The organism is Psychrobacillus sp. FSL H8-0483 (assembly GCF_038637725.1).
Lineage (GTDB): Bacteria > Bacillota > Bacilli > Bacillales_A > Planococcaceae > Psychrobacillus.
Genome location: NZ_CP152052.1, coordinates 2,298,819 through 2,323,827, shown reverse-complemented (window position 1 = coordinate 2,323,827; position 25,009 = coordinate 2,298,819). Strand labels below are relative to the sequence as shown.

At 35.8% G+C, this 25,009-nt stretch carries 16 protein-coding genes; 8 read left to right on the top strand and 8 right to left on the bottom strand.

Annotated elements, in window-relative coordinates:
• Positions 1-44 precede the first annotated feature (44 nt).
• The 4 genes from MHB48_RS11030 (at position 45) to MHB48_RS11015 (ending at position 2,797) form a co-directional block, all read left to right on the top strand.
• Positions 45-335, top strand: coding sequence for a hypothetical protein (locus MHB48_RS11030; RefSeq protein ID WP_342598139.1), 291 nt, complete (start codon positions 45-47; stop codon positions 333-335).
• Positions 336-523: 188 nt separating this feature from the next.
• On the top strand, positions 524-895 hold the full coding sequence (locus tag MHB48_RS11025; RefSeq protein WP_045516608.1) for a VOC family protein: 372 nt from the start codon (positions 524-526) through the stop codon (positions 893-895).
• 841 nt (positions 896-1,736) lie between these two features.
• Positions 1,737-2,180 carry an Lrp/AsnC family transcriptional regulator gene (locus tag MHB48_RS11020; protein ID WP_342601358.1) on the top strand — a complete coding sequence of 148 codons (444 nt, stop codon included), beginning with the start codon at positions 1,737-1,739 and terminating at the stop codon, positions 2,178-2,180.
• A gap of 11 nt (positions 2,181-2,191) precedes the next feature.
• Positions 2,192-2,797, top strand: a complete 606-nt coding sequence (locus tag MHB48_RS11015; RefSeq protein WP_342598138.1) for a LysE family transporter — start codon at positions 2,192-2,194, stop codon at positions 2,795-2,797.
• A gap of 154 nt (positions 2,798-2,951) precedes the next feature.
• Here the strand turns inward: MHB48_RS11015 and MHB48_RS11010 are convergent, their stop codons facing one another.
• Positions 2,952-4,376, bottom strand: a complete 1,425-nt coding sequence (locus MHB48_RS11010) for an anion permease (RefSeq protein WP_342598137.1) — start codon at positions 4,374-4,376, stop codon at positions 2,952-2,954.
• A gap of 697 nt (positions 4,377-5,073) precedes the next feature.
• Here MHB48_RS11010 and MHB48_RS11005 point away from each other — a divergent pair.
• Positions 5,074-5,787, top strand: coding sequence for a DUF2071 domain-containing protein (locus MHB48_RS11005; protein ID WP_342598136.1), 714 nt, complete (start codon positions 5,074-5,076; stop codon positions 5,785-5,787).
• 314 nt (positions 5,788-6,101) lie between these two features.
• On the opposite strand, the gene MHB48_RS11000 is transcribed toward MHB48_RS11005, so the two are convergent.
• The 3 genes from MHB48_RS11000 to MHB48_RS10990 are packed head-to-tail and all read right to left on the bottom strand — an operon-like array spanning position 6,102 to position 10,157.
• Entirely contained in the window at positions 6,102-7,964 is a 1,863-nt protein-coding gene (locus MHB48_RS11000) for an ABC transporter ATP-binding protein (protein ID WP_342598135.1), read from the bottom strand.
• Positions 7,961-9,685, bottom strand: coding sequence for an ABC transporter ATP-binding protein (locus tag MHB48_RS10995; RefSeq protein ID WP_342598134.1), 1,725 nt, complete (start codon positions 9,683-9,685; stop codon positions 7,961-7,963). The genes MHB48_RS11000 and MHB48_RS10995 overlap by 4 nt, the downstream gene beginning before the upstream one ends.
• A complete protein-coding gene (locus tag MHB48_RS10990) occupies positions 9,678-10,157 on the bottom strand; it encodes a MarR family transcriptional regulator (RefSeq protein ID WP_342598133.1) in 480 nt (159 codons plus the stop codon). Before MHB48_RS10990 ends, MHB48_RS10995 begins: the two co-directional genes overlap by 8 nt.
• Positions 10,158-12,392: 2,235 nt before the next feature.
• Here MHB48_RS10990 and MHB48_RS10985 point away from each other — a divergent pair.
• Complete coding sequence (locus MHB48_RS10985; RefSeq protein ID WP_342598132.1) at positions 12,393-13,037, top strand: CPBP family intramembrane glutamic endopeptidase; 645 nt, start codon at positions 12,393-12,395, stop codon at positions 13,035-13,037.
• 406 nt (positions 13,038-13,443) lie between these two features.
• Positions 13,444-16,644, top strand: coding sequence for a hypothetical protein (locus tag MHB48_RS10980; protein ID WP_342598131.1), 3,201 nt, complete (start codon positions 13,444-13,446; stop codon positions 16,642-16,644).
• A 76-nt stretch (positions 16,645-16,720) separates the two neighbouring features.
• On the opposite strand, the gene MHB48_RS10975 is transcribed toward MHB48_RS10980, so the two are convergent.
• The 3 genes from MHB48_RS10975 to MHB48_RS10965 are packed head-to-tail and all read right to left on the bottom strand — an operon-like array spanning position 16,721 to position 20,527.
• Positions 16,721-18,142: a glycosyltransferase gene (locus MHB48_RS10975; protein ID WP_342598130.1), complete on the bottom strand. Its 1,422-nt coding sequence runs from the start codon at positions 18,140-18,142 to the stop codon at positions 16,721-16,723.
• Between the two features lies 1 nt (position 18,143).
• Entirely contained in the window at positions 18,144-19,187 is a 1,044-nt protein-coding gene (locus tag MHB48_RS10970) for a HEAT repeat domain-containing protein (protein ID WP_342598129.1), read from the bottom strand.
• Entirely contained in the window at positions 19,184-20,527 is a 1,344-nt protein-coding gene (locus MHB48_RS10965; protein WP_342598128.1) for a response regulator, read from the bottom strand. The genes MHB48_RS10970 and MHB48_RS10965 overlap by 4 nt, the downstream gene beginning before the upstream one ends.
• A gap of 1,871 nt (positions 20,528-22,398) precedes the next feature.
• On the opposite strand from MHB48_RS10965, the gene ltrA reads away from it, so the two are divergent.
• Entirely contained in the window at positions 22,399-23,637 is a 1,239-nt protein-coding gene (gene ltrA / locus MHB48_RS10960; RefSeq protein WP_342598127.1) for a group II intron reverse transcriptase/maturase, read from the top strand.
• 169 nt (positions 23,638-23,806) lie between these two features.
• Here the strand turns inward: ltrA and MHB48_RS10955 are convergent, their stop codons facing one another.
• On the bottom strand, positions 23,807-24,976 hold the full coding sequence (locus MHB48_RS10955; RefSeq protein ID WP_342598126.1) for a tyrosine-type recombinase/integrase: 1,170 nt from the start codon (positions 24,974-24,976) through the stop codon (positions 23,807-23,809).
• Between the last annotated feature and the right edge of the window lie 33 nt (positions 24,977-25,009).

The following is a 25,009-nucleotide window of genomic DNA, read 5'->3' as shown; positions in this document are numbered from 1 at the left end:
ATGATAGAAGAACTTTTCCTTTTAAGGTAAGGAGGACCGGCAGTGTGGAAGAACCCAATTATATTTACTACATTATCCAAGTAGGCGAGCAGTTTGTTGCGAACCGTGACTGTGAAAATGCCCTAACAGAGGACGAGGAACAGGCCCGAGCTTTTACAACATATGATGCAGCTGTTTTGCAAACGAACGGAATCAATGGGATTGTTCAACAAAGGACGGTCTACGAGACAGAACTACAGGCGTTAACTGTGCAGCACCATGCTGAATATGTAACCCTACCACTAGCAGAACGAGAAGAAATCGCTTTGTTTTGTCAGCAACTAACAAAATTATGAAGAGCTAATTAGACAGTTGTTCTTTCTCAGTTAACATAACTTATGATAAAATAAGGTTATTGGAATTTTCAGAATAATAAGAAGTTTATTGTTCCGTTAAAGGGCAGGTTAATTCAATAATCGGAAGGAAAAAGGTATATAGAAAGGGAACTATTTGATATACCGGATTAAATAAAGGAGAGAAGGCTATGAGTAAATCATTTATTGAACAAGTACATTATATTAGAATTCCTGTAAAAGATTTAGAACTGTCTGCACAATGGTATAGAGATGTATTAGGGCTCCAGTTACTAAACAATACTGAGGAACTTGCAATTTTAAAAGTAAATGAAGGACCTTTCTTACTTATCTTAGTTCCTACCGAAGATGAAACATTTGCACATTTTACAATTGATAATGAACAAGAATTTAGCATTGGCTTTACAAGTCCAGAATTATCTAAATTTCATCAACACTTAATTGATAATCAAGTTAAGGTCGAGGATATAAAAGAAGATAATGGTCATGCCTTTTTCCACTTTTATGACCCAAATGGTAATAAACTTCAAGTACACTGGTAAGATTATAATAAATAAATTACCTTATTTCATTAACGGGTGCTTTAACGGAATAAGAAAGGGAACGTCCAAATCAGACGTTCCCATATTTTTTGCCTGAAAAACAACAATACTATTAAACAAAGCCTAAAGAATAATAAAGTATATAAATTTTATGCCATGAACTTGTTGATTTCCGCTTCAGGCGGCAAGCATCAAGCCGTTTCCCTTGCTCCTGCGCAAGCTCGTCGCAAAAATTAATTTCGCTGTACTCAGTCCAGGGTCTTGATTTGCTTGCTAATCCCCAAGGAGTCGCCGCCTTCCGCTTCAATCAACAGGTCAAATATGAAAGACAATATGCTTCGTCCAATCAATAACTGCTGTACTTTCCTTTACTTTTCAATATGGCAAGTGGAAATAGAGTAACAATAATTAGTGTCAATGGATAAAAAAAGCGGAAAGCGTCCGAAATTGTATCTTCGGACGCCTTTAATAGAGTAGGAAAGGATTTCTTCCCTCATTAGCCAAAGCAAATTCATCATGTCCATTCACATTCCAAGTTGGTGACGGACAAGCATCCACCACAAGATTACCAGATCCTCTAAATCAAACGGTAATAGTGTAGCGGATGCGACGTTCAAAGGTCACTGGAATGTGAAGGTCAAGATGCACTTAAAGGGCAGCGCATGCTAGTTTTCTTAATGCTTAAAATTATTAGGTATTCCTTCGTTAATTTGAGTGTAAAATTAAATTATTAAGTTTTTTATATATATTCATTTAATTTTTACTGTATTTTTTAAAAGTATTTACTTTATTTAAAGTAGTTACATATAATGAATTAAAATACAGAGAAAAGGAGGGGGAACTGATAGATCTAATTGATGCGAAGATTTTAGAAGCTTTAAAGAAGAATGGAAGGGCTACAGCATCGGAAATCAGCAAGCAAGTGAACTTATCAATACCTGCAGTATCCGAACGAATCCGAAAGCTAGAAGATTCAAAGATTATTGAGCAATACACAGTGAAAATAAATCGAGAAAAAATGGGATATAAATTATTAGCGATGATATTCTTGAATATTGACCATGCAGCGAATATAAAGAATTTCAGAGAAGCTATCATCCAGTTTACAGAAGTAATTGAATGTCACCATATGGCTGGTGAATATGACTATTTGTTGAAAGTGTTAGTAGAGGACACGGCAGAATTAGAGATTCTACTAAATGACAGGCTAAAATCGATTCAAGGTGTTGCCACGTCCAATACGCTAATCGTATTATCCACACTAAAAGAAAACTCGAATAGGTAGGTGTGTAGTGGATGATTTGGAAAGGGTTTCGATTTGGGATGTTCCTACAGATTGCTGTAGGGCCTATCTGCTTATTTATTTTTCAGACTGCTGCAACATCAGGATTTGTTGAAGCAGAGGTTGGCGTTTTAGGTGTAGTCATTGTGGATTGCTTATTCATTCTTGCTGCGATGTTTGGTATAGGAGCGATATTGAACAAATATAAAAAAGCAAAACAAATGATACATTACTTTGGGGCAGCTGTCTTAATTGTTTTTGGTTTAAGTAATATAGTAGGTTTTTTCGATGTGTCTCTAATGCCGAATTTGGAACAAGGTGCAGGGAGTGTTTTTTGGAAAACAGTTGTTTTAACTGTTTCGAATCCTTTAACGATCTTATTCTGGGCTGGTGTTTTCTCGACAAAAATAGTCGAAGAAAATATAACACAACAGGACCTATATTCTTTTGGGCTCGGAGCAGTTTTATCGACGTTATTTTTTCTAACAATGATTTCGATTTTAGGTAGTTTTCTGACGATATTTTTGGCACCAGCTATTCTGAAAGTATTAAATTTAATCGTAGGATTAGTGTTGGTCGGTTTTGGGATAAAAACGCTAATGAAAGTCAAGTCTGCATAAAAATCCTTAGCTGTAAGTAATATCTTTTGTTTCTTTGTCAAAGCACAATCAACCCAATATTTTAGGATGATTGTGCTATGAGTAAGGGCAAAGAATAGTAAAAAGCACGACTAAAAAAACCTGTTGTCCTTGTGTAGCCGTGCTCAATTCTTTGTTACCAATAGCCAAGTAGTTTCCACCATAAGCCACCGACTATAAGAAAAATGAGAATTGTAACGATAGAAACAATAAAGCCTACCGTCCACCATTTCTTCTGTTCAATATAACCTGCGCCAAAGAATACAGGGGCAGGACCAGCGCCGTAATGAGTTGTAGCACCAAATAAATTACTGAATGCTGCTAATAGGATCACCGCAAGCATGGCCGGTGCTCCCGCTTGAAGCATAACAGATAGAAACGCGGCATACATAGCACTAATATGCGCTGTAGAACTTGCAAAGAAATAGTGTGAATAGAAATAGATAAGTGCTAATATCAATACCGCAAACATCCAGTTATAGCCAGACACAAACGAACTGACCTCTTTACTAAACCATGGAATCAGTCCAAGCTTGTTCATGTAAGAGGCCATCATAAAGAGCGTTGCAAACCAAACAAGCGTATCCCATGCTCCTTGTTCCTTCTTAATATCTGACCATATCAGTACTTCTAATAATAAAAGTAAGGAAAGTCCAATTAAAGCAGCTGTTGTGGCACCAATACCTAAAGAATCCCCACCAATCCAAAGCCCTAAAACAACAATAAACACTGCAATCATGCGTTTCTCAGAGCTTTTTAAAGGCCCAAACTCATCTAATTTCTCTTTTGCAATTCGACTTGCTTCTGGAGTTTGTTTAATCTCTGGAGGAAAAAACTTATAGATAATAAATGGAACAACAATCAATGCTACTAATCCAGGAACAATCATAGCGGTTGCCCATCCAAACCACGTTATTGTCACACCAGCCGTATCACTCGCTAGCTTAACAATTAAAGGATTGGCTGCCATGGCTGTCATAAACATAGCAGATGTAATCAAGTTCCCTTGAAATCCTACCGTCAAAAGAAAGGCTCCCATTTTACGTTCTGTACCGTCTTCTGGTTTAGAACCAAATGTACGTGATAAGGATTGGATAATAGGAAAAATCACACCACCTGCACGTGCCGTATTACTCGGAATAGCAGGCGCCAAAATTAAATCACTTATCAATAAAGAATACGACAAGCTTAACGTTTTCTTTCCAAATAACCGAACAAATACATAAGCAATGCGTTCACCTAAACCCGTTTTAATAAATCCACGCGAAATAAAGAACGCAATAACGATAAGCCAAATTGTTGAATTACCAAACCCACTTAGCGTTTCTTCAATTGTTAACGTATTAGTCACCGCGATCACTGCCAGAGCAATAATTGAAATAGCTCCCATAGGTAATGGTTTTGAAATAAACCCGACAATTGTCGCAACAAACACAGCAAACAAATGCCATGCACTTTCTTCTACTCCAGCAGGTGCCGGTATAAACCAAATAATAATACCAATTGCAATGGTAATGAAGAATGGAACCCACTTTATCGTACTTCCTGATGTTTCTTTCATGACAACAAACTCCTTTCATGTCGATCCCCTATAACAACAACGTCTCCCGTCTAACATTTTCCCCATTATTAGCAACTTATATTGAGTTTAACCAATCTAAGTTATTAACCATGCGTCCCATTTACTTGAAAATTAAAATTTTATATCTAGTTCGTGTCTTAATGAAAAGAATTTTTTTCATCATTTTGGACCTCACCAAAATTCGAAGTTAGAAAGATCACAATAGATTTACTCATTTATTAATTAAAACGTCTCGTGAACTCGTTACAACAGTGTTTTACTTTCTTTTGCTTATCCATATGGCAAGTGGAAATAGAGAAGAAGTAGGGAGTATCGATCGATAAAGAAGCGCAGAGCTTCCGAAATTGTATGTTCGGAAGCTTTTAATGGTATAGGAAAGGATCATATCTTTCATTACCCAAACCAAATGCACCATGTCCATTCACAATCCAAGAGAGCGACGGACAAACAGCCGGCACAAGATTACAGAAAATAGAGAATCAGTATGTGACGCAATCACATACTGATCCTCTAAAGAAAGCAGTAATAGTGTAGCTAATGTTTCGCCCAAAGCACGCTGGAATTGGCAAAAGACATGTTGTACTTAATGGGCGCAAGAAGGGGGGCTATTACGAGTTTGAATGCACTCTGCATAGGACACACTTAGTATCAGTATCCTATAGGAAGAAGGCAAACAATGTTTAGGAAAGAGTGGATAATGACACAAGAATGGCATGATGTATTATTTCTACATTGGCCAGTTTCTCCGGATGATTTACGTGAACATATTCCTCCTGAACTAGAACTGGACCTCTATAACGGTAGAGCGTGGATAGGGTTAGTATCCTTTGAAGTAAAAGAAAATCGACCTAGATTTTTTCCACCAACCCTTGGTTTTAAATCTTATTTGCAACTAAATGTTCGTACGTATGTTAAGTATAAGGGGAGAGTAGGTGTTCATTTCTTTAATTTACTTGTGAATAATTCGTTAATTGTAAAATTGACAAAACTCGGCAACTTTTTGCCTTATCGTTATGCAGAGATAAGCATGATGTGGCGTAAGAATACATGTACATTTCATAGCACGAGTAAAGATAGAAAAAATGTTTCTGAAACGCTTGTTACTACATTTCAACCAATACCTAGCCCGACTAAAACTAACCAATTTGATCAATGGCTGACAGAACGTTATCATTTATGGACAAAAACGAAAGATCACTTATTTCGCATAGATATTAGTCATTCACCTTGGATTTTGAAAAATGTAACCGCTATGATTAACGAAAATACAATGGCATCATTTATTAAGAATGATTTTCGAGTAAACCAACCGATTGCTCATTATTCTAAAATGAAAAAAGCTAAAATGTTCCTGCCTGTAAAGGAAGATAGTGGAGAAGCAGAAGTGTAAACCTGAGATCGCTTTGTCTAATGAAAAAAACGTGCAAGTGCAAAGCAGGTAGCTCGGAGATATTCTTGAAGAGTAAGAAAGTAGATGTTTTTCTACTCAGTTCCAAGAGTGCGAAGGACAAATAACCGCCACAAGATTACCGAAAATAGAGGAGTTGGATGTGACGCAATCACATCCAACTCCTCTAAATCTAGCGGTAATAGTGTAGCTTATGTGCCGTCCAAAGCACTCTGGAATTGACATAGACAAGGTGCACTTAAAGGGTGCATTATTATGAAATACATTAGATAATTCTCAAGGAATAAAGTTTCACCTTATATAGAAATTTTGTTAGAAAACTGACTGTTATACAAATCGGCATAAAAGCCATTTTCATTTAGTAGCTCTGTATGAGATCCTTGTTCGATTACTTTTCCTTGATCCATCACTAAGATTAAATCAGCGTCCTTAATCGTAGAGAGGCGGTGAGCAATAACGAAGCTAGTTCTTCCCTCCATTAAACGAATCATCCCATGTTGGATGAGCAATTCAGTACGTGTATCCACACTTGAAGTTGCTTCATCTAATATCATAATAGGAGGATCTGCAAGAACAGCTCGAGCAATTGTTAATAGCTGCTTTTGACCTTGAGATATGTTCGATGCTTCTTCGTTTAAAACTGTTTCATATCCATCAGGTAATGTACGAATAAAGTGATCAGCACGTGCTGTTTTAGCAGCTGCGAAAATTTCCTCGTCTGTTGCACCTTTTTTCCCGTAAGCAATATTATCTTTAATCGTCCCGTTGAAGAGCCATGTATCTTGTAGTACCATTCCAAACGTTGTACGAAGGTCAGAGCGGGACATACTCCGAGTGTCGAGTCCGTCTATTAAGATTTTCCCATTATTTAGTTCATAAAACCTCATTAATAGATTGATCAATGTTGTTTTTCCAGCGCCAGTAGGTCCTACAATTGCGACAGTTTGACCAGGTAAAACATGAATGTTCATATCCTCTATTAACAGGTTATCTCCATATCCAAAATCGACATGCTCAAAAGTGACTTCGCCTTTTGCCCTTCCTAATTTCATCGATGTTATTTCTTGGACTTCTTCTTCCTCATCGAGCAATTCGAAAACACGCTCTGCAGCTGCAATTGTGGACTGTAAAATGTTCGCAATGTTCGCTGTTTGTGTAATTGGCTGTGTAAACTGACGTGAATACGTAATAAATGCTTGAATGTCACCAATTGAGATGGCGCGGTTTATGACTAAAATACCACCAATAATGCTAATTAGAACATAACTTAAGTTCCCAATGAAAAACATTAAAGGCATAATCATTCCTGAGATAAATTGCGCTTTACGACCTGATTCATATAATTTTTCGTTGATCTCATCAAACTGATCAACTGCCTTTTTCTCGTGACCAAAGGCTTTAACGACTTGATGTCCGGTATACATTTCTTCAATGTGACCATTTAATTGACCAAGATTTTTTTGCTGGGATGCAAAGTGTTTTTGTGATCTTTTTAATATAGGTCGAATAACGAAAATGGACATTGGTAAACTTACAATGGATATTAAAGTTAAAATAGGACTTATTGTTAGCATCATAATGATAATTCCAATAATAGTAACGATCGATGTAATAAACTGAGTCACACTTTGCTGAAGTGTACTACCTATTGTATCGATATCATTGGTTACTCGACTTAAAGTTTCTCCATTTGGACGACCATCGTAATATTTTAATGGTATCTTCTCCAATTTTTCGTTTACATCTTCTCTTAAACTATAAACGGTTTTTTGAGCTACACTCGACATGATGTACTGTTGAATATAGCTAAATAGGCTACTGAATATATATAAGCCACCGAGAAGAAGTAATAGTTGACCGATTCCATTAAAATCAATTGCAGCTCCGGGTACCCCTTTTAGCTTTCCATAAGCACCTTCAAATAATTTAGTGATTGCGTTCCCCATTATTTTCGGGCCTGCAATCATAAAAACTGTACTCAAAATGGCTGCAACAAATACTGCGAGTAACTGATTACGACGTGGTTTCAAGTAGGAGAGAAGGCGTCGAAACGTACCTTTAAAGTTTTTTGCCTTTTGACCACCCATCATCATCATATTTCCGCCGCCAGGTCCCATGTGGACTCCACCTTGAGCTTGCGATTTTTTTTGCTTACTCATGCGATTTCCTCCTCTGAGAGCTGTGATTCAACAATTTCACGATACACACTATTATTTTCTAGCAATTCTTTATGAGTACCGATGCCAGCAATTTCTCCTTTATCTAACACGATAATTTGATCAGCATCAATAACTGTACTAACACGTTGTGCGACGATAATTACGGTTGAGTTCTGCGTTTCAACTTTCAACGCCTCCCGTAATTTAGCATCCGTTTTGTAATCTAGTGCAGAAAAGCTGTCATCGAAAATATAAATGTCTGGTTTTCGAACCAATGCTCGTGCAATAGACAAACGCTGTTTTTGACCACCGGATACATTAGAGCCGCCTTGCGTTATAACAGACTCATAGCCATCCTTCATTTTGCTAATAAAGTCTTCTGCTTGAGCTATACGAGCGGCGTGCTCGATTTCCTCTAGTGTTGCATCTTCTTTCCCGAAGCGAACGTTTTCGGCAATTGTTCCTGAAAACAGTAATGCTTTTTGTGGGACGAATCCGATTTTTGAACGAACTTCTTCGTGTGAAGATTCACGAACATCCACACCATTTACTCGAATAGCACCATTCGTCACGTCATAAAAACGAGGTATTAAGTTCACAAGTGTTGACTTACCAGCACCTGTACCTCCGATGATAGCGGTAATTTCACCTGACTGAGCATGGAAACTAATATTCGTTAATGCGGATTCCTCAGCTCCAGGATAACTAAATGATACGTGGTCAAATTCAAGCGTTCCCTGTTTTAGGTTAGCTGACATTGTACCTTCGTCTAAGAATGTTGGTTTCATATCAAGCACTTCATTAATACGTTTTGCGGATACGGCAGCACGTGGTACCATAACAAACATCATGGACGCCATAACAAGCGCAAACATAATTTGCATAACGTATTGAATAAAGGCCATTAGGTCACCTATTTGCATGTCACCATTGTCAATGCGAATACCACCAAACCAAATGACACCAATAACTGTCAAATTCATAACAAGCATCATAACTGGCATTAAAAACGCCATGATTTTGTTTACTTTAATCGAAACATCTGTTAATTCTAGATTAGCTTTTTGAAGGCGAGCTTTTTCTTCCTTCTCACGATTAAAGGCACGTACAACACGAATTCCAGTCAAATTTTCACGTAAAACTAAATTCAATCTATCTAACCGTTCTTGAACTGTTTGGAAAAGTGGCACACCTTTATAAAGAATTAGAAGCACAGAACCAATAAGAAATGGCATAGCTAAAACAATGACAAGCGATAATTTCGCATCTTTTGATGTTGCCATGATCAATCCACCGATAAACATAATAGGTGCACTAATAACCATTCGTAGCATCATAATAACTACTTGTTGGACTTGTGTAATGTCATTTGTTGTTCTGGTAATTAATGAAGCGGTGCCAATCTTATCAAAATCTTGAAGCGAGAATTGTTCAACATGATTAAATACTTTAGAACGAATATCACGCCCAAGACCCATAGCGGCTTTTGATGAGTAAAAGCTAGCAATAATAGATGCTGTTGCTCCAATTGCAGCAACTACAAGCATCAATCCACCGATTTTCCAAATATATTTGGTGTCGCCTGATACTACGCCTTTATCAATAATATCTGACATAAGTGTGGGTAGATAAAGATCAGTCATGGACTGTATGAAAACTAATCCAAGGACTGCTAGAACTATCCACTTATATACGGAAAGATTTTTGAGTAACTTAATCATTCTGTTGGATCTCCTTTGTATTAGTTTCTTTTTCTATAAAATCTGCGATATGGAGAAGGGTAGTTTGTATCTCGATACATTGTGTTTTAGTAAGTGTATCCATAACGGATTGGATGGTCTGATGAATACTTCCTTTTTGGGCACTCATTTTCTCAAACAATGCTACACCTTTTTCGCTAAGTATTAACTGTATTTCACGACGATTATCCTGAACTGGCTCCCTATAAAGCCATCCAGCTTGAACAAGACCATCTACTGCCTGACTTAAAGTACTTTTAGGAATTTGTAATTTTTCACCTATTTGCTTTTGAGTCATTTCTTTATGGGGTGCAATGGCCAGTACAAGAGAATATTGTGGTATAGATAAATCATTTTCTAATGCAGCTTTATGTACAAATCGCATAAGACTTCTACTCAGATACCAAAGTGAATGTAAAAATTCTGATGAATCCATGTCTGACTGATTGTCCATTATTATCACTCCGTTCTCATTAGAATTGTTCAGTTACGAACAGTTCATTTGTATTCTTAAATTTACTCCACCAAATACAGAGAGTCAAGTTTGAAGATTTAAGGTGATTTTGAAGTTTATGCAAAAATAAAAAAGTGTAGACATTTCGCCTTACACGAAATGCCAACACTTAATGGATGTTTTTGAAAATATTGATATTAGGAATTAATTCGCGATGTTCCTCAAAAGCCCTCAAGAATTAGCGAAGGACAAGAGCACTTAAAGGGTGCCTGCGCTTTTTTTAAAGAATAAGAAAGCATATACATTTTTATCGTGACATTATTCCTATAACATGAAAATGTTGATTTCCGCTGCAGGCGGACGCTTTCCAGGGGACAAGCATCAAGCCGATTCCTTTGCTCTTATTAATCCCCTAGGCGTCGCCGCTTTCCGTTCCAATCAACAGGTCAAATAAGAAAGATAATATGCTTCGTCCAATCAATAAGCTTTATATGTCTCGGCATAAGGTATTGCGTAGGAGGAATATATTAATTGATAAGACTGCCGAAAGGATGGGGTGGGTGTGAATGAGTAAAGAGAGATCGGTAAAAGCAACGTCAAGTGGTATCGGTTTTGGAGTTGTTTTAGCTATAGTCATCTCCTGGAGTGTCAACAAGTCAATACTGTGGGCAATCCTTCACGGAATATTTGGATGGTTCTATGTAATTTATTATGCTATACAATATTGAACTTCTTAACACTAGCGAAGCTCGGTAATAAATAGCAAAAAGTAATAGCATGACTTCATAAACGACTCATAAAGTTTTCTCCTTTCGCATCAAATAGCATCAAAGGTCAACGTAAGAAGCAATCGGTATTCTACAGTTAAAGACTTTCAACATATAGGATTGTATCGCGTTGGTCTCGATACGACGGAGGCTACTTTTATAAGCCGTGGAAAGCTATAAGAGGCGTTCTCTTAAGACAACTGAATATACCTAATGTAAGAAAAACATTATTGACTGTAAAGATAAAGTCATCAAGCATCTGGTCTGTGGACTTGGTGCTTTTTTGATTCTGTATATTGAAAATGATATTAATTGGTACATTTTTCATTACGAAAAACGTCACTACTAATACCCATTTGATATACATAAATGTGTTAACCTTGTATTTGGAATTAATGTTAATAGTATACTTTGGTTGGTTAGCAATTGCATTTAATTTCCGCTAAAAGCGCTCACAGTAATGTGGGTGCTTTTTCTTTATCAAAATCATATTACATACAATTATTTCCAATCGCATTATAATTAGTGTGGAGGGAGGTTTTTATTATGGGGATTTCAGATATGCAAATTTTAAGATGGGGAATACCTGGGTGGATTACAGTATTTACTTATTCAATGTTGGTTTTATCAATAAATAATTACGATTTACCGGTCTATCACCAATAATGGCCACAATGGCTAAGTTTGTAGCAAATACTGTTATTAGTATAGTAGTTCCATCTTGAAAATTAACAATGAATTAGATAAGTAGGGGACCTATTACCAACTAAAATGTCGATTTGCTCTGTTTTACTTTTTAATAGAAGGATGTCCACTTTCAAATCGAAACATTTTAATGCTATTGACGACTTTTTCTTTTAAAGGTACGACACTGTCGTTTGTTTCCTATTCAAAGTACATCCAAAAGTATTAAAACACAACCCAAGAAAAATCAAATATCATCTTTTTCATTTAACGCACCACCTAATATACAAATTGTTCTTTCAGCAGAACTAAGATCTACTAGTGGCAACTTTATAACGGCATTCTGTCGTGATTCATCAAACACAGTAATACAAACAAAGTTATTTTTAAAACTTTTTTATTATTCGTGATATTATGAATATAAAAAAGGGTGGTTCTATGGGTATTCTTATAATTGTTATATTTTCCTTGTGCATTTTTGCATTCTGCATTTTATTAGGAGTAATATATTCTTTTGGAAAAAAGGGGAAAAACTTTTAATAAATTAAATGACATCCAAGCCATCAAAACATGAGAGAAGAAAAACCCTCTATTCACTTATCAGCTTCAGACGAAAACCATGCTTTTGACAGTAACAATTCCATTTCCCTAAAAATAGTTATAAAAAGGGATTATTGCCAACTTAATAGAATTATAGATATAAGGAGTGTTTTTACTAACGGGGCAGTTTAGTTAAAAAATATTCTAAGATATAGAGATAATTTATAGGGGAGGAGAGTTAAAATTGGTTAATATAAAAAAAATATGTTTAATTGCAATGTTAGTTATGACCGCTGTTTCATTTGCTAATTTTTTAGGATTTAGTATTGCTGGGATATCTGTTATTATCGGTATTGCGTTTTTCTTTATTAATAATAATTTGGAAAAAAATGTTTCTGCTGACACTGGACTAAATGCAAAGGCAATTGGAACGAGTCTGAAAGACAAAACAATTTATTTTTGGATTGTTTTACCGCTGATTTTGAATGTTGTTTGTATTGTGTTGGCAAAATTAATTTTGCCCGAATACATAGAACATCTTTATGGAAGAACGGCGTTTGTTGTTTCGTTAGATAAGATAATATTTCTCGTCTTTCAACTTGCTATTTTAGCATTGGGTGAAGAAATTGCATGGAGGGCTTTTTTCCAAAAGCAATTGAGTAAAGCACTACCAATAATACCTACTTTAATTTTTACATCCATAATATTTGCATTTGGTCACATTGCGGAGGGGAGTATTGTTGTAGTCGCTTATGATATTTTCTTTATCTTTATAAATAGTGTTTTATATGGTGTGATATTTTATAAAACAAACAATGCGTGGATAAGTGCTATTTCACATTTTATTGCTAATTTATTTAGCATTATTGTAATATCATTTTTGTTGTGATAATGACTTTGAGAGTAATGTATTAGCCGCATTTCGATTTCATTCTTAAAAGAATAAATTACAGATTTTCTTATTCTGCTAACGAGTGTTTTACTTGACGATTATGAGCTGTTTAGACAGCTCTTTTTTATGTTAAGCATTTTTCTTGAAAAACTGATTGATAGAAGCCAGGGCACTGATCAAGTGAATTTCTTATAAAATATCCATCCAAAATCTATTACTTGGAGTTAGCGCGGAGTATAGCAATTTTTTTGATTACTCCCATATTAGCAGTTTTCTATACAGTATCATTCCTATAATTTTCAATTAAAATCAAGAAACTGAAATATAATTATACAAAGTTTGGAATCATGTATAATTATAACCAGATATCTTGGTGTACACTATATAGAGAGGTGATAGCATTATGAAAATGATTAAATGGATACTCTTATTGTGTGTGTTATTATTACTTCCCTGGATTATTTGGGTTGTTTCAGATGAGAAGAAGTTACAAATTGCAGTAGTTGATAAAACAGTGCCAGAGGGAGATTTGAGTGAACATAAGGGATTCTTTTGGCTACTTAATAATATGAAAATAAATGATAAAAATAATAAATCATATAATCCGGAAAAAGATTATTTTGGTTTAACCTATAAAGATGGTTCTTACCACGATAAAAAATTGCCATCTGATTTGTCTAATTACGATTTAATATATATTGCGGATACATATGGGGTAGATTCTGAAAATATCTCGAATGGTTTGAGCGATGATGAGTGGGCATCTATTCAAACAGCAAATGAAAATAATAATACGACTCTATTAATGGAGTTTAACTCAATTTCCTCTCCAACGAATGACCGTGTAAGAGAGAAGGCAACTAAGTATTTAGGAGTTAATCAAACAGGATGGTCAGCTAAATTAAATCTATCACTAGCAAAAGAGGATGGACAAGTTCCAACTTGGATTATAGAAGCCTATGAGAAAAATGATGAATGGTCATTTGAAGGAGAAGGAATTATCTTTCATAACGAATTAACGGGACAAGTAGAAGTGCTTTCAGTAAATGAAGGGTCGCTGGAGGAGCAAGGATTACAATTTCAAACAACAAATAAAGGAGAAGAAGTGTTTTCCTTTAGCAAAAAGCATAGCTATAATAACTGGTTCGACATAGTGCTTGCGGAAGATAATACAGATGTACTTGCGGAGTTTAATATCCATGCAACAAAGGAAGGGATTAAAAAGCTAGATGAGATAGGTATCAGTAAAAATATTCCAGCTGTTATCGTAAAAAAGCAAACAAAAGCAAACAGTTATTATTTTGCTGGTAGTTTTAGTAATGTAGAAAAAACTCCAAAGGTATATCAGTACAAAGGATTTTCAAAAATAAGAGAATGGTTAACTGTTGAGTATTTATTTCCAGGAGATAGCTTATATTGGCAAATTTATGTTCCTATGGTAAAAGGGATTCTAAAAAATATAGAGGCAAATACCGAGAAAGTTGAGTCTGTGGATGCATCTATTTCTACATTAAAAACAACGAGCGGGTTAAAGTATAACACACGAATTAAAGAAAATAGATTTGAAGTGTATCGGAATGAACAATGGGAAACGATTACTATCAAAGGAGTTAACTTAGGAATGGGAAAGCCAGGAGTTTTCCCTGGTGAAGCAGCCATAACACGTGAGGAATATGCTCGTTGGTTTGAATATATAGGTGAGATGAATGCGAATACTATTCGTGTTTATACACTACATCCCCCAGCATTTTACAAAGCCTTAAAGCATTACAATGAAACGCATGAGAAACCAATATATGTTTTTCATGGCGTGTGGATTGACGAAGCTCCTTTAGAGGAAACTTTAGACGCTTATACACCAGAAATAACAGATGCATTCCGAAAAGAGTATAAGCAGTTAGTAGATGTAATACATGGAAATGCAGAAGTACCAGCAAAAGTAGGACATGCACATGGAACATACGATGCAGATATTTCACCGTATGTCATTGGCTGGATGATTGGAATCGAATGGTACCCACCTATGGTAGATAATATGAAAATAACCTATGCAAATTTAGATCAATATAGGGGAACGTATATAGAAACTAAAAAAGCAGAAGGATTTGAAATTTGGTTAGCAGAACAAATGGATGTTTTAATGGTATATGAAGCTGATAAATATAAATGTACCCGTCCTATGAGCTTTACTAATTGGGTATCAACTGACAATATAAAGCAGCCAGCTGAACCATTAGAACAAGAGGATTTAGCGTCTGTCAATCCGAATCACATTCACATTAAAGAGGGGTTAGATTTACCTGGTATGTTTGCGTCCTATCATGTATATCCTTACTACCCAGACTTTTTGAATCTCGAGGAGAAATACACACAATATATTGATCATCGTGGTAAGAAGAATAACTATGCTGGCTATTTACATGATTTAAAGGCAAATCATTCAATGCCAGTGCTAATAAGTGAATTCGGTATACCTGCTTCAAGAGGAATCGCTCACCTGAATCCTATTGGATGGAATCAAGGAGGGCATTCCGAAACAGAGCAAGGAGAAATATTAGCATCGTTATATGAGGATATTCTTGCAGAAGGAATGATGGGTGGGATTGTCTTTTCATGGCAAGAAGAATGGTTTAAGCGTACTTGGAATACGACGGCTTTAGACGATCCGGATCGTCGACCATTTTGGTCAAATGTTCAAACTAATGAACAAAAATTTGGTTTACTTAGTTTTGATACTTTAAAAGTTCAACTTGATGGTCAGACTGAAGATTGGCAAGGCATTCAACCTATGTATCAATCTTCGGAAGGACCTATTCGAAGTATGTATGTATCTCATGATGAAGCGTATTTGTACATCCGTATAGATAAAAAACCTAATCCAGATGAGGATTGGTTTAAGGACAATGAAGTGAATTTATTGTTCGATGTTTCTCCAAAGAGTGGATCAAGAACAATTGATGCTATGTCCACTTTTCAAGTGGATAAACCAAGCATTGATTTTTGGGCAAATATTAAAAGTGCCAATAGTGGTAACTTATTAGTAGATGCTTATTACGATCCTTTTTTGTATCAATATGGTCATATTTTGAACTTGCTACCAGGTGATGAACCAATCCCACAATCAAGTAATGGAGTATTTAATCCTATTAGGTATGCTTTAAATAAGGGACAAGTTAGGCCAGATACAGGAGAAGTAATCCCATTTGATGCATATGATACAGGAAATCTATTATTTGGAAATAGTAATATAGAAGTACAAGAATACAACTCGTTAGCAGACTACTATGCAGATGCTAAAACAGGGGTATTTGAGATGAGAATTCCTTGGCTTTTACTGAACGTAAAAGATCCAAGTTCCAAAGTTGTACTATCTGATTTATACAAAGAAGGAATGGAACCTAATTTGGAAATTAAGGATATTGGAATAGGTCTAGTCATTCAAAAAGATGGACAGCTTTATTCATTTCCGAAAATGAAAGATAATATGATGCCGGAAGCAAATATAGCTAGGTACAATTGGGGGAAATGGAAGGTTCCACCTTCTGAAGAACGGTTAAAGGAGTCGTATTATATCTTACAGAAAAAGTTTGAAATGATAAAATAGAAAAACGCCCAATTTGCATTTTGCAGGCAATTGGGTGCTATTTTTGTGATGTTGAAGAAAATATGAATTATCACTATTAATGTGAATCAGATGAAATTCCTTTTCGTTCCATTTTACCCCATTCTGATTTTTGACGGCGGAATGATTTTAATAGTCCTTCCAATCGCCAAAGTACCAAGAGCGGACGGAACCAAAATGATTCTGTTAAAGCCCATAAAAATAAAAGGACTAAGTGCTTTACTTTTGGGTATTTAAACATAGTTAATTCTTCTAAAAGGATAGATAAAGAAGAGATAAACGACCCGTAAAGTATGGTGATGGTTAAAATGACACCAATAACAAATGGATCTAAAAATCCAAATAATAAACCTCCTACTATTAAGAAAAATCCTAGTATTTCAATAACAGCACCTAATAATTCAACAGTAACGAAGTATGGAAAACCGATAAATCCTATCAATCCGTATTTGGGATTAAAAAACATCTTCTTATGTGCATTCAAAGTTTCCGCTAAGCCTATTTGCCATCGTACTCGCTGTGATTTTAATACTTTTATAGAACTTGGTGCTTCCGTCCAACATACAGGGTCTGGGATATATTTCAACTGTAAATCCAATTTCTCATCTTTAATCATTCTGTGCAAACGGACGATTAGTTCCATATCTTCACCTACTGTATCTACTTTATAGCCACCGGATTTTATAACTGTGTTCTTATGGAAAAGCCCAAATGCACCAGAAATGATGAGTAGTTGGTTTATTTTTGTAAAGCCGAGTCGTCCGATTAGAAAAGCTCTAAAATATTCTACTATTTGCATTATGACTAAAGGATTTTTAGGAAGGTTAATGGCTTCTACTTTACTTCGAGAAATGGTTGTCCCATTAGCAATCCGAACAGATCCTCCTACTGCTATTACTTTTCCCTCTGTATCAATAATAGGCTTCATAACCTTTAATAATGCATCTTGTTCTAAGATGGAGTCCCCATCTATTGCACAGAAATAAGGATACTTAGATACATTGATACCACAATTTAAGGCGTCCGCTTTGCCTCCGTTTTCTTTTGAAACTACAGTAATTAGAGAAGATATGTTTGATTTGTACGTAGCTTTAATTGTCTGAGTATTCATATGTTTTCGAACGGCTAAATCAATTTTCTCTAACTTAAGCTCTTCGATTAATTTATTTAACGTATCGTCCTTTGACCCATCATCTACAATGATAATTTCATATTGCGGATATTGTAATGTTAAAAGTGATCGAACAGTACTTACTACACCGACTTCTTCATTAAAAGCTGGTACAATTATCGATACTGGATATGTTCTTTCATTTATTGCGATATCCTCTAGTGACTCAGACTTGATGAGTTTTCCTTCACGCATTACATTTTTTAGAGAGAAGAGAAATAACACGATATAGCTCACTGCTGTAATTCCCATGTAAAATATTACAAAGAAAGAAGTAGCTTGAAACAATAGTATAATAAAGTCTCTCATTTTAACCACCTCTTTTTCCGGAACTAAGCCACTGTTTTGCCATATCTCTAGCGTAGATGTCCGAATGCTCGGCGGCTAGCTCCTTCAATTTTTCTTCTCCAAAAATACTAAGTAATGCTTCAGCCGAGGCATTTCGTACCCACCAAACGGAATCACCTAGAAGCTGGATTAATTGAGACTCATAGTTTTCTATCATAATTGCACCAATAATTTTGACACTAAACATTCTTTCCTCCCAAGAGGAAGAAGCAAAGAAAGGCTCTAATAAAGCGATATTTTCCATATAATTTAATCTGTAAAGACCTTTCAAAGATTGAATCCGCACTTCTGATTGCTCATCTAGCAATGTGTTTTCTAGAAGTGCTTGGTATCTTGTTTTTTTGCTTAAGCCAATAAAGTTTAGTATAGCTAATTTGCTTGTTTGATGATTATCTTCATAACAAATTTCAATAGAATTATCAAATTGTTCTTCACTTAATCGATTAAATACGTCTAAATATTGGTGCTGTTGAGAATCCTCGTTAGCATTCAAGTAGTGAATGATAGATGTATCATTTAACGCAGCTAAAGTTCGTATAAGTTGATTTTTCTCTTCGTCCCAAGCATTTAATTTATGAAACCGTTTTTGCAAGTATGGTAGTAGAGATACTATTTGAAAATCTTCAATATAATACAAAGTATTCACTCTAGTAGACCAGCTTCCTTTTTTTAGTCTTTTCAAGTATGTACTTGAAAAAATGGCGATAGCTGCTTCCTGTAATTTTTGTTTTGTCCGATCGTCATTCACCGTGGAGAATGTTTCGCTAAATATGCGTTCAGCTACTGCTATGTTTTTAGGATTAGCTAGTTGAACTGGAAGTTGTAAATTTTCATCATTGAATAGATAATCTACAAATAACTCAAGATTCTCTTGATATATTTGTTCTTCTTTTGCACTTCTTTTATTACGAATAATTTTTCGAATGCTCAGTACAAGTAGGAGAAGTAATTGGAATGCTAATAAAGCTATAATAGTGTAATAGAAATATTGAAAATTCCCATTCATACGAATAGCCTCCTTGTGTGTCGTTGTATACGAACTAACACTTCTTGAGGGTGGAATGGTTTTACCAAATAATCATCAGCTCCTTTATTCAGGGCATGTAATATTTCCTGGCTATTGTTACGAGAAGTCAGCATCGAGATAATTATTCGATCTGATGGAAAGTTTGTACGAACAATGTCTAGCACTTCAATCCCATCCATCTTTGGCATAGTGACATCTAGCATGAGAATATAGTAGTCCATAGGATCATACCAATCTGAATGAATAAAATCATATCCATTTTCATATGTTTCAACTTTTACATTAAATTTAGGAGAACTCCAAGTGGAGAATTGTTTTTCTAACATCAAACGACCTAGTTTATTATCATCAATTATTAGAACTCTAATAGTTGGTAGTGCTGCTGTAACATCCATAGAATGAAACGAAATACATCTAGCATCTGTAGATTGCCCAGTGATACTTAATGCCTGCTTTGCCTTTTCAACAAGTTGAAAGATAGATGTAAGCTCTTCCGACCATTCCGCAATTCCAGCGTTAAAGCTTACATGAAATGAAACCTCATCTTTCTTGAACGTAATAGTATGAAAGCTTTGTTGTAATTCTATTGTTTTTTCTAATGCCATTTCAGCGGAATGTTCAGGAAATATAATGATAAAGGTAGCTCCGTGTAATCGAAACAGGGACATTTCCTTGCCGATATTACTTCGAATAAAATTACTAAATTTTACAAGTATCTCATCAGAAAAACTGTAGCCATAGTTTTCATTAATCTTCTGGAAGTTATCAATATCAATAAGTGAGATAGAGAATGTGCTAAGTGATGAAGAGCACTTCTGAATTTGTTGAACAGCAATTTTTTCTAAACTCAAACTATTTAAGGCATTTGTTAAAGGATCGGTTAGTTGGAGACGAGAGATGGCATGCTTAGTGGTTAATAGGTTAGAGACTACTGCTTGAAGCAACGAATTGTCTTGGATCGGAATTAAATCAAATGCGCCATTTTGAATATAGGTTGTTTTCTTATGCGCATGTATTTTTTCAAAATCTAATACAATAATTGGAGTAAAATAGTTAAGAGATTGCATTTTGACTTCTTTCAGAAAATCTATTGTTGACATGTCTGTAAGCGTTGCAGAAACACAACATAAATCTATTTCTAGTAAGTGAAAATGTTCGAGCCCTTTTTTAGCTGTAGTGGAAATTATTGTTGTATATCCTTTTAATTCTAATTCGTTTTTTATTGGAGAAATGGCTTCTAACTCATCAGAGATTAATAGTATTAGCGCATTTTTTTCATATGAATGCCCTTCTTGTAAATCTGCAATAATTTTTAACAAAATGGTTACCTCCTTTAATTTACTCTTATCCGTATTTATATCTTTTCAAACTTTTAATGCTAAAGCAAGAGAATTCATGATTATTGAAACAAACTCTAATTTTCATGAATGTTTCTGTGCTTGGTACCACTAAATACAACCAGGAAAAAGACTACCTTCTGCCGAGGACACTGAAAAACTATCAACTTTAAGATATACAGACTATTCTGAAAATATGATGAAATTTAAGTCACTAACTTCTAGAAAATCGTTGAAGTAGGCGACACTCCTGCGGGAATAGCGTTAGCAGAAGACCAACAGCGAAGCGAGGAGGCTGAAGCAATTCCCGCGGAAAGGGAGAACTCTGAAAACTACAATGTAGAATTTTTTATAATTCTTTTTTAAGGAAACTTTACTTTAAATAAAAGGATTTAGAGCTGCGGCAAATTTTGTTTGCGACGCCTCGAAGTAATATAAAGTTGGATTGAAAAACAAAAGCTTCCCATTCAAAAGACCATTCAAAGTCACGCTAACTAATACAGTAAAATTCCTACCGACAAATCGTAAAATAAGAAGTAAATGTTAGGTAGATTTACTAAAAAAAAGCCTGTAAACATTGATATATCAACGTTTACAGGCTTTTGCAAATGATGGTCCCGACTGGTCTCGAACCAGCGACCCCTACCTTGTCGAATTTATCTCACTTATAAAAACTAGGTAAACTGAGTTCGATTAGGTTAAATAAGTCTGATTTAATAAGGTTTTCCCAACTGTGAAAATCATTTGAGTAAAATAAGATCGGTACAAAAAAATAATTCTACGGACAAATTGCGGACAAAAGAGTGAACAGGTGGTCTGTATTACTTTTTTGTTTAAAACAGGATAAAACAGTTGATCAGTGAATTAACAATTATTTCATTTCAATACTCCACTATTATAGGATTAGCGAGATTATTTGAGCCAGCAGGTCGGAGCAGCAAAAGTCTTTTCTCTCCTTTAAATTATATGAGCATCATTTACAGGGACAACTAGGGAAAGACGATCCGATTACCTATGAAGATATAGAAAAACCTATAAATACAGTAGAAGACATATTAAATACATATTAAGTTGGTAATAACGGGAATACAACTGGTGTTCCAAGCAATACTAATGATGCAGGTAAAATATTAATCGCATTAACGTGGTCAGAGATTATTAATGGATTCAAAATAACCTTTAAAATCTTGATTTAACAACATTTCTCGGAGAGGTGGGTTAGACTCCCGCCGTCTCCATACTACGAAATCATATGATTTCATACAGTGTCAAAACCCTTGATTATCAAGGGTTTTTTCTTTGTGCGCCCAGCATGGGCGTAATCTATAGGGTGAAAGTCCCGAACTGTGAAGGTAGAAGTAGCAGTTAGCTTAACGCAAGGGTGTCCATGGCGACGTGGAATCTGAAGGAAGCGAGCGGCAAACCTCCGGTCTGAGGAACACGAACTTCATATAAGGCTATGTGCAACTGGGTGAGTTTGCAGAGCAAAACAAAGCCCTTTCTACCGAAGGTTGTACGGAGTAGATGAAGCAGATAGATGGAGTGAAAGATTACGTTCTTACCTGGGGAGATCTGATTGGTACGTCAAGTACACTTGATAACCTATCCAGTGATGAATAGCTGAACAATCAGAAGTCAGCAGAAGCCATAGTACCATCCAAACTCGAGAAGGATGGAAAGGGCTGAACAATTAAGAGAGAACAACACCTTGGCATTCAGTAAACTGTGCTGAACACAGATAACCGATAAGGCATACTTGTTGGAGGAAATGGTGAATTCCATGGGGGACTTCAAGATGGTGTAGCAGAACTGGCATAAGAAGAACTGTTGTTCACGGAAAGAGGATATAACGAATGTTAATGGAACAAGTTTTATCTCGCGGAAATCTTTTAGCCTCCTTAAAAAGAGTGGAAAAGAATAAAGGAAGCCATGGTGTAGACGGAATGTCTTTTCAAGAACTGAGATTTCATATCTACAAAGAATGGGAAGCTATGAAAATAGCACTTCTTAATGGAACCTATGAACCCCACCCTGTCCGTAGGGTCGAAATCCCGAAACCCGACGGAGGAGTGCGATTATTAGGGATACCTACCGTAACAGACCGTTTCATTCAACAAGCTATTGCACAAATTCTTTCACCAATTTATGACGTTTCATTTTCTGAACATAGTTATGGATTTCGACCAAATCGTAGTGCCCATGACGCTATAAAAGAAGCGAAGTGTTATATACAGGAAGGATATCGTTGGGTAGTTGATATGGACTTGGAGAAATTCTTCGACAAAGTAAATCATGACAGACTCATGGGAACACTTGCTAAACGAATAGAAGATAAACGACTTTTAAAGTTAATCCGAAAATATCTGAAATCTGGCATCATGATGAATGGTCTTGTTAAACCGAGCCAAGAAGGAACCCCGCAAGGCGGTCCACTAAGTCCATTACTTTCTAACATTGTCCTAGATGAATTAGACAAAGAGCTAGAAAGTAGAGGACATAAATTTGTCAGATACGCTGATGACTGTAATATCTATGTGAAAACAAAGAAAGCGGGAATTCGAGTGATGGAATCTGTCACTTCATTTATTGAAAGGAAACTTAAGTTGAAAGTCAATCTGAATAAATCCGCAGTAGACCGCCCTTGGAAAAGAAAATTTCTTGGATTCAGTTTCACTAACGGTAAGGAACCAAAGGTTCGTATTGCTAAAGAAAGTGTGAGACGAATGAAGAATAAAATTCGAGAAATCACTTCAAGGAAGAAACCTTACCCAATGGAATACCGAATTAAGAAATTAAATCAATATCTAATGGGGTGGTGTGGATACTATGCATTAGCAGATACGCCAAGTGTATTTAAGAAGTTTGATTCATGGATAAGAAGAAGACTTCGAATGTGTGTGTGGAAAAGTTGGAAGAAGCCGAAGACTAAGGTAAGAAAACTTACTGGTCTAGGAATCCCAAAAGGGAAAGCATACGAATGGGGAAACACCCGCAAAAGCTACTGGCGTATCTCCAAAAGTCCAATACTAGACATTGCCCTCGGAAACTCCTACTGGAGTTCCCAAGGGCTCAAGAGTCTATTATATCGTTAGAAATTTGCGTCATCTATCTTAATTGAACCGCCGTATACGGATCCGTACGTACGGTGGTGTGAGAGGTCGGGAGCTAATCACTCCCTCCTACTCGATTGGTCTATATCATCTAGTTTCAATGATTATCAATCGAACGTAGTCAAAAACGTAGTCAAAGCGTAGTCACCAACTACATTTCAATATAGCTGGCGAACTTCGATATTGCTCCTTCTTTTGCTTCCTTTGAAACGTGTGCATAAATGTTCATCGTCGTTTTTACATCACTATGACCTAAACGATCTTGTACTTCCTTCAAACTAGCACCCGCTTCGAATAACAATGAACAATGGGTATGACGTAAACCATGTGTTGTGATTTTTCCTAGTTTGTATTTATTCTGTATTTGGTTTATCCACTTAATAGTTTTTTGAGGCTTCAAAAATTCATTCTTTTCATTGCTAAATACAAGCTGTTTAGGTTGCATTGTATTAAATCCTAGAATGAAATAATCTTGCTTCTGCTTTTTCTTCCAATCTTTTAAGATAGCCATTGTCTTATCGTCCATTTTAATTGTACGGGAATCACCTGTTTTAGTAGACTTTATATATAGTCTGTTATATTTACCTTCAGAAATGGCCTTGTTGATACGCAGTTCGTTTGAAGTAAAGTTTAAGTCATTCCATGTAAGAGCCAGTGCTTCACCTTTACGCATTCCACTGAAAGCTAGTAAGCGGAATAGAACATACGCTTTATGGTTATTTTCCCGTTCTAAGCATGATATGAACTCTTTAAGCTGTTCACGTGAGTAGAAGTTCTCTGCTTTATCTTCATCTGCTCCTATAGCCTTTTTAAAATGGTTAATTGGTAAATCTACAAGTGCAAACGGATTTGTTTGTATATAGCCACGCTTAATTGCAAAATCAAGCACCTTAGCAGCATAAGCTTTTACCATGCGGTACTTCTTTAACTTAGAGGCCCATTCATCCACATGCTTTTGACATACATCGACATGTATCTTTTCAATTTTATACGCACCCATCACAGGTAAAATATGATTTTTAAAGAGGCCAGTAGTTTTTACATATGTGCTTTCTTCCACAGTCTTTTCATATTGCTTTACCCATAGGTCGTAAATTTCTTGGTACGTTTCAGCACGTACTTGTTGGTATGTACCATTCGCAACAGCTAACTTAATACGAGCTAATTCTAATTCCGCTTCTCTGATTGTTTTAAAGCCACGTCTGGTAGAGCGTTTCTGTATACCAGTTAGCGGATCAATACCTAAATACACTGGAAACCTGTATAGTTTCTCACCCTTTTTTATATAGCTTTTAACAGGTGATACCTTTTTCTTTGCCATGATAATTCCTCCTGAATCAGTTGCGGGGGCAAT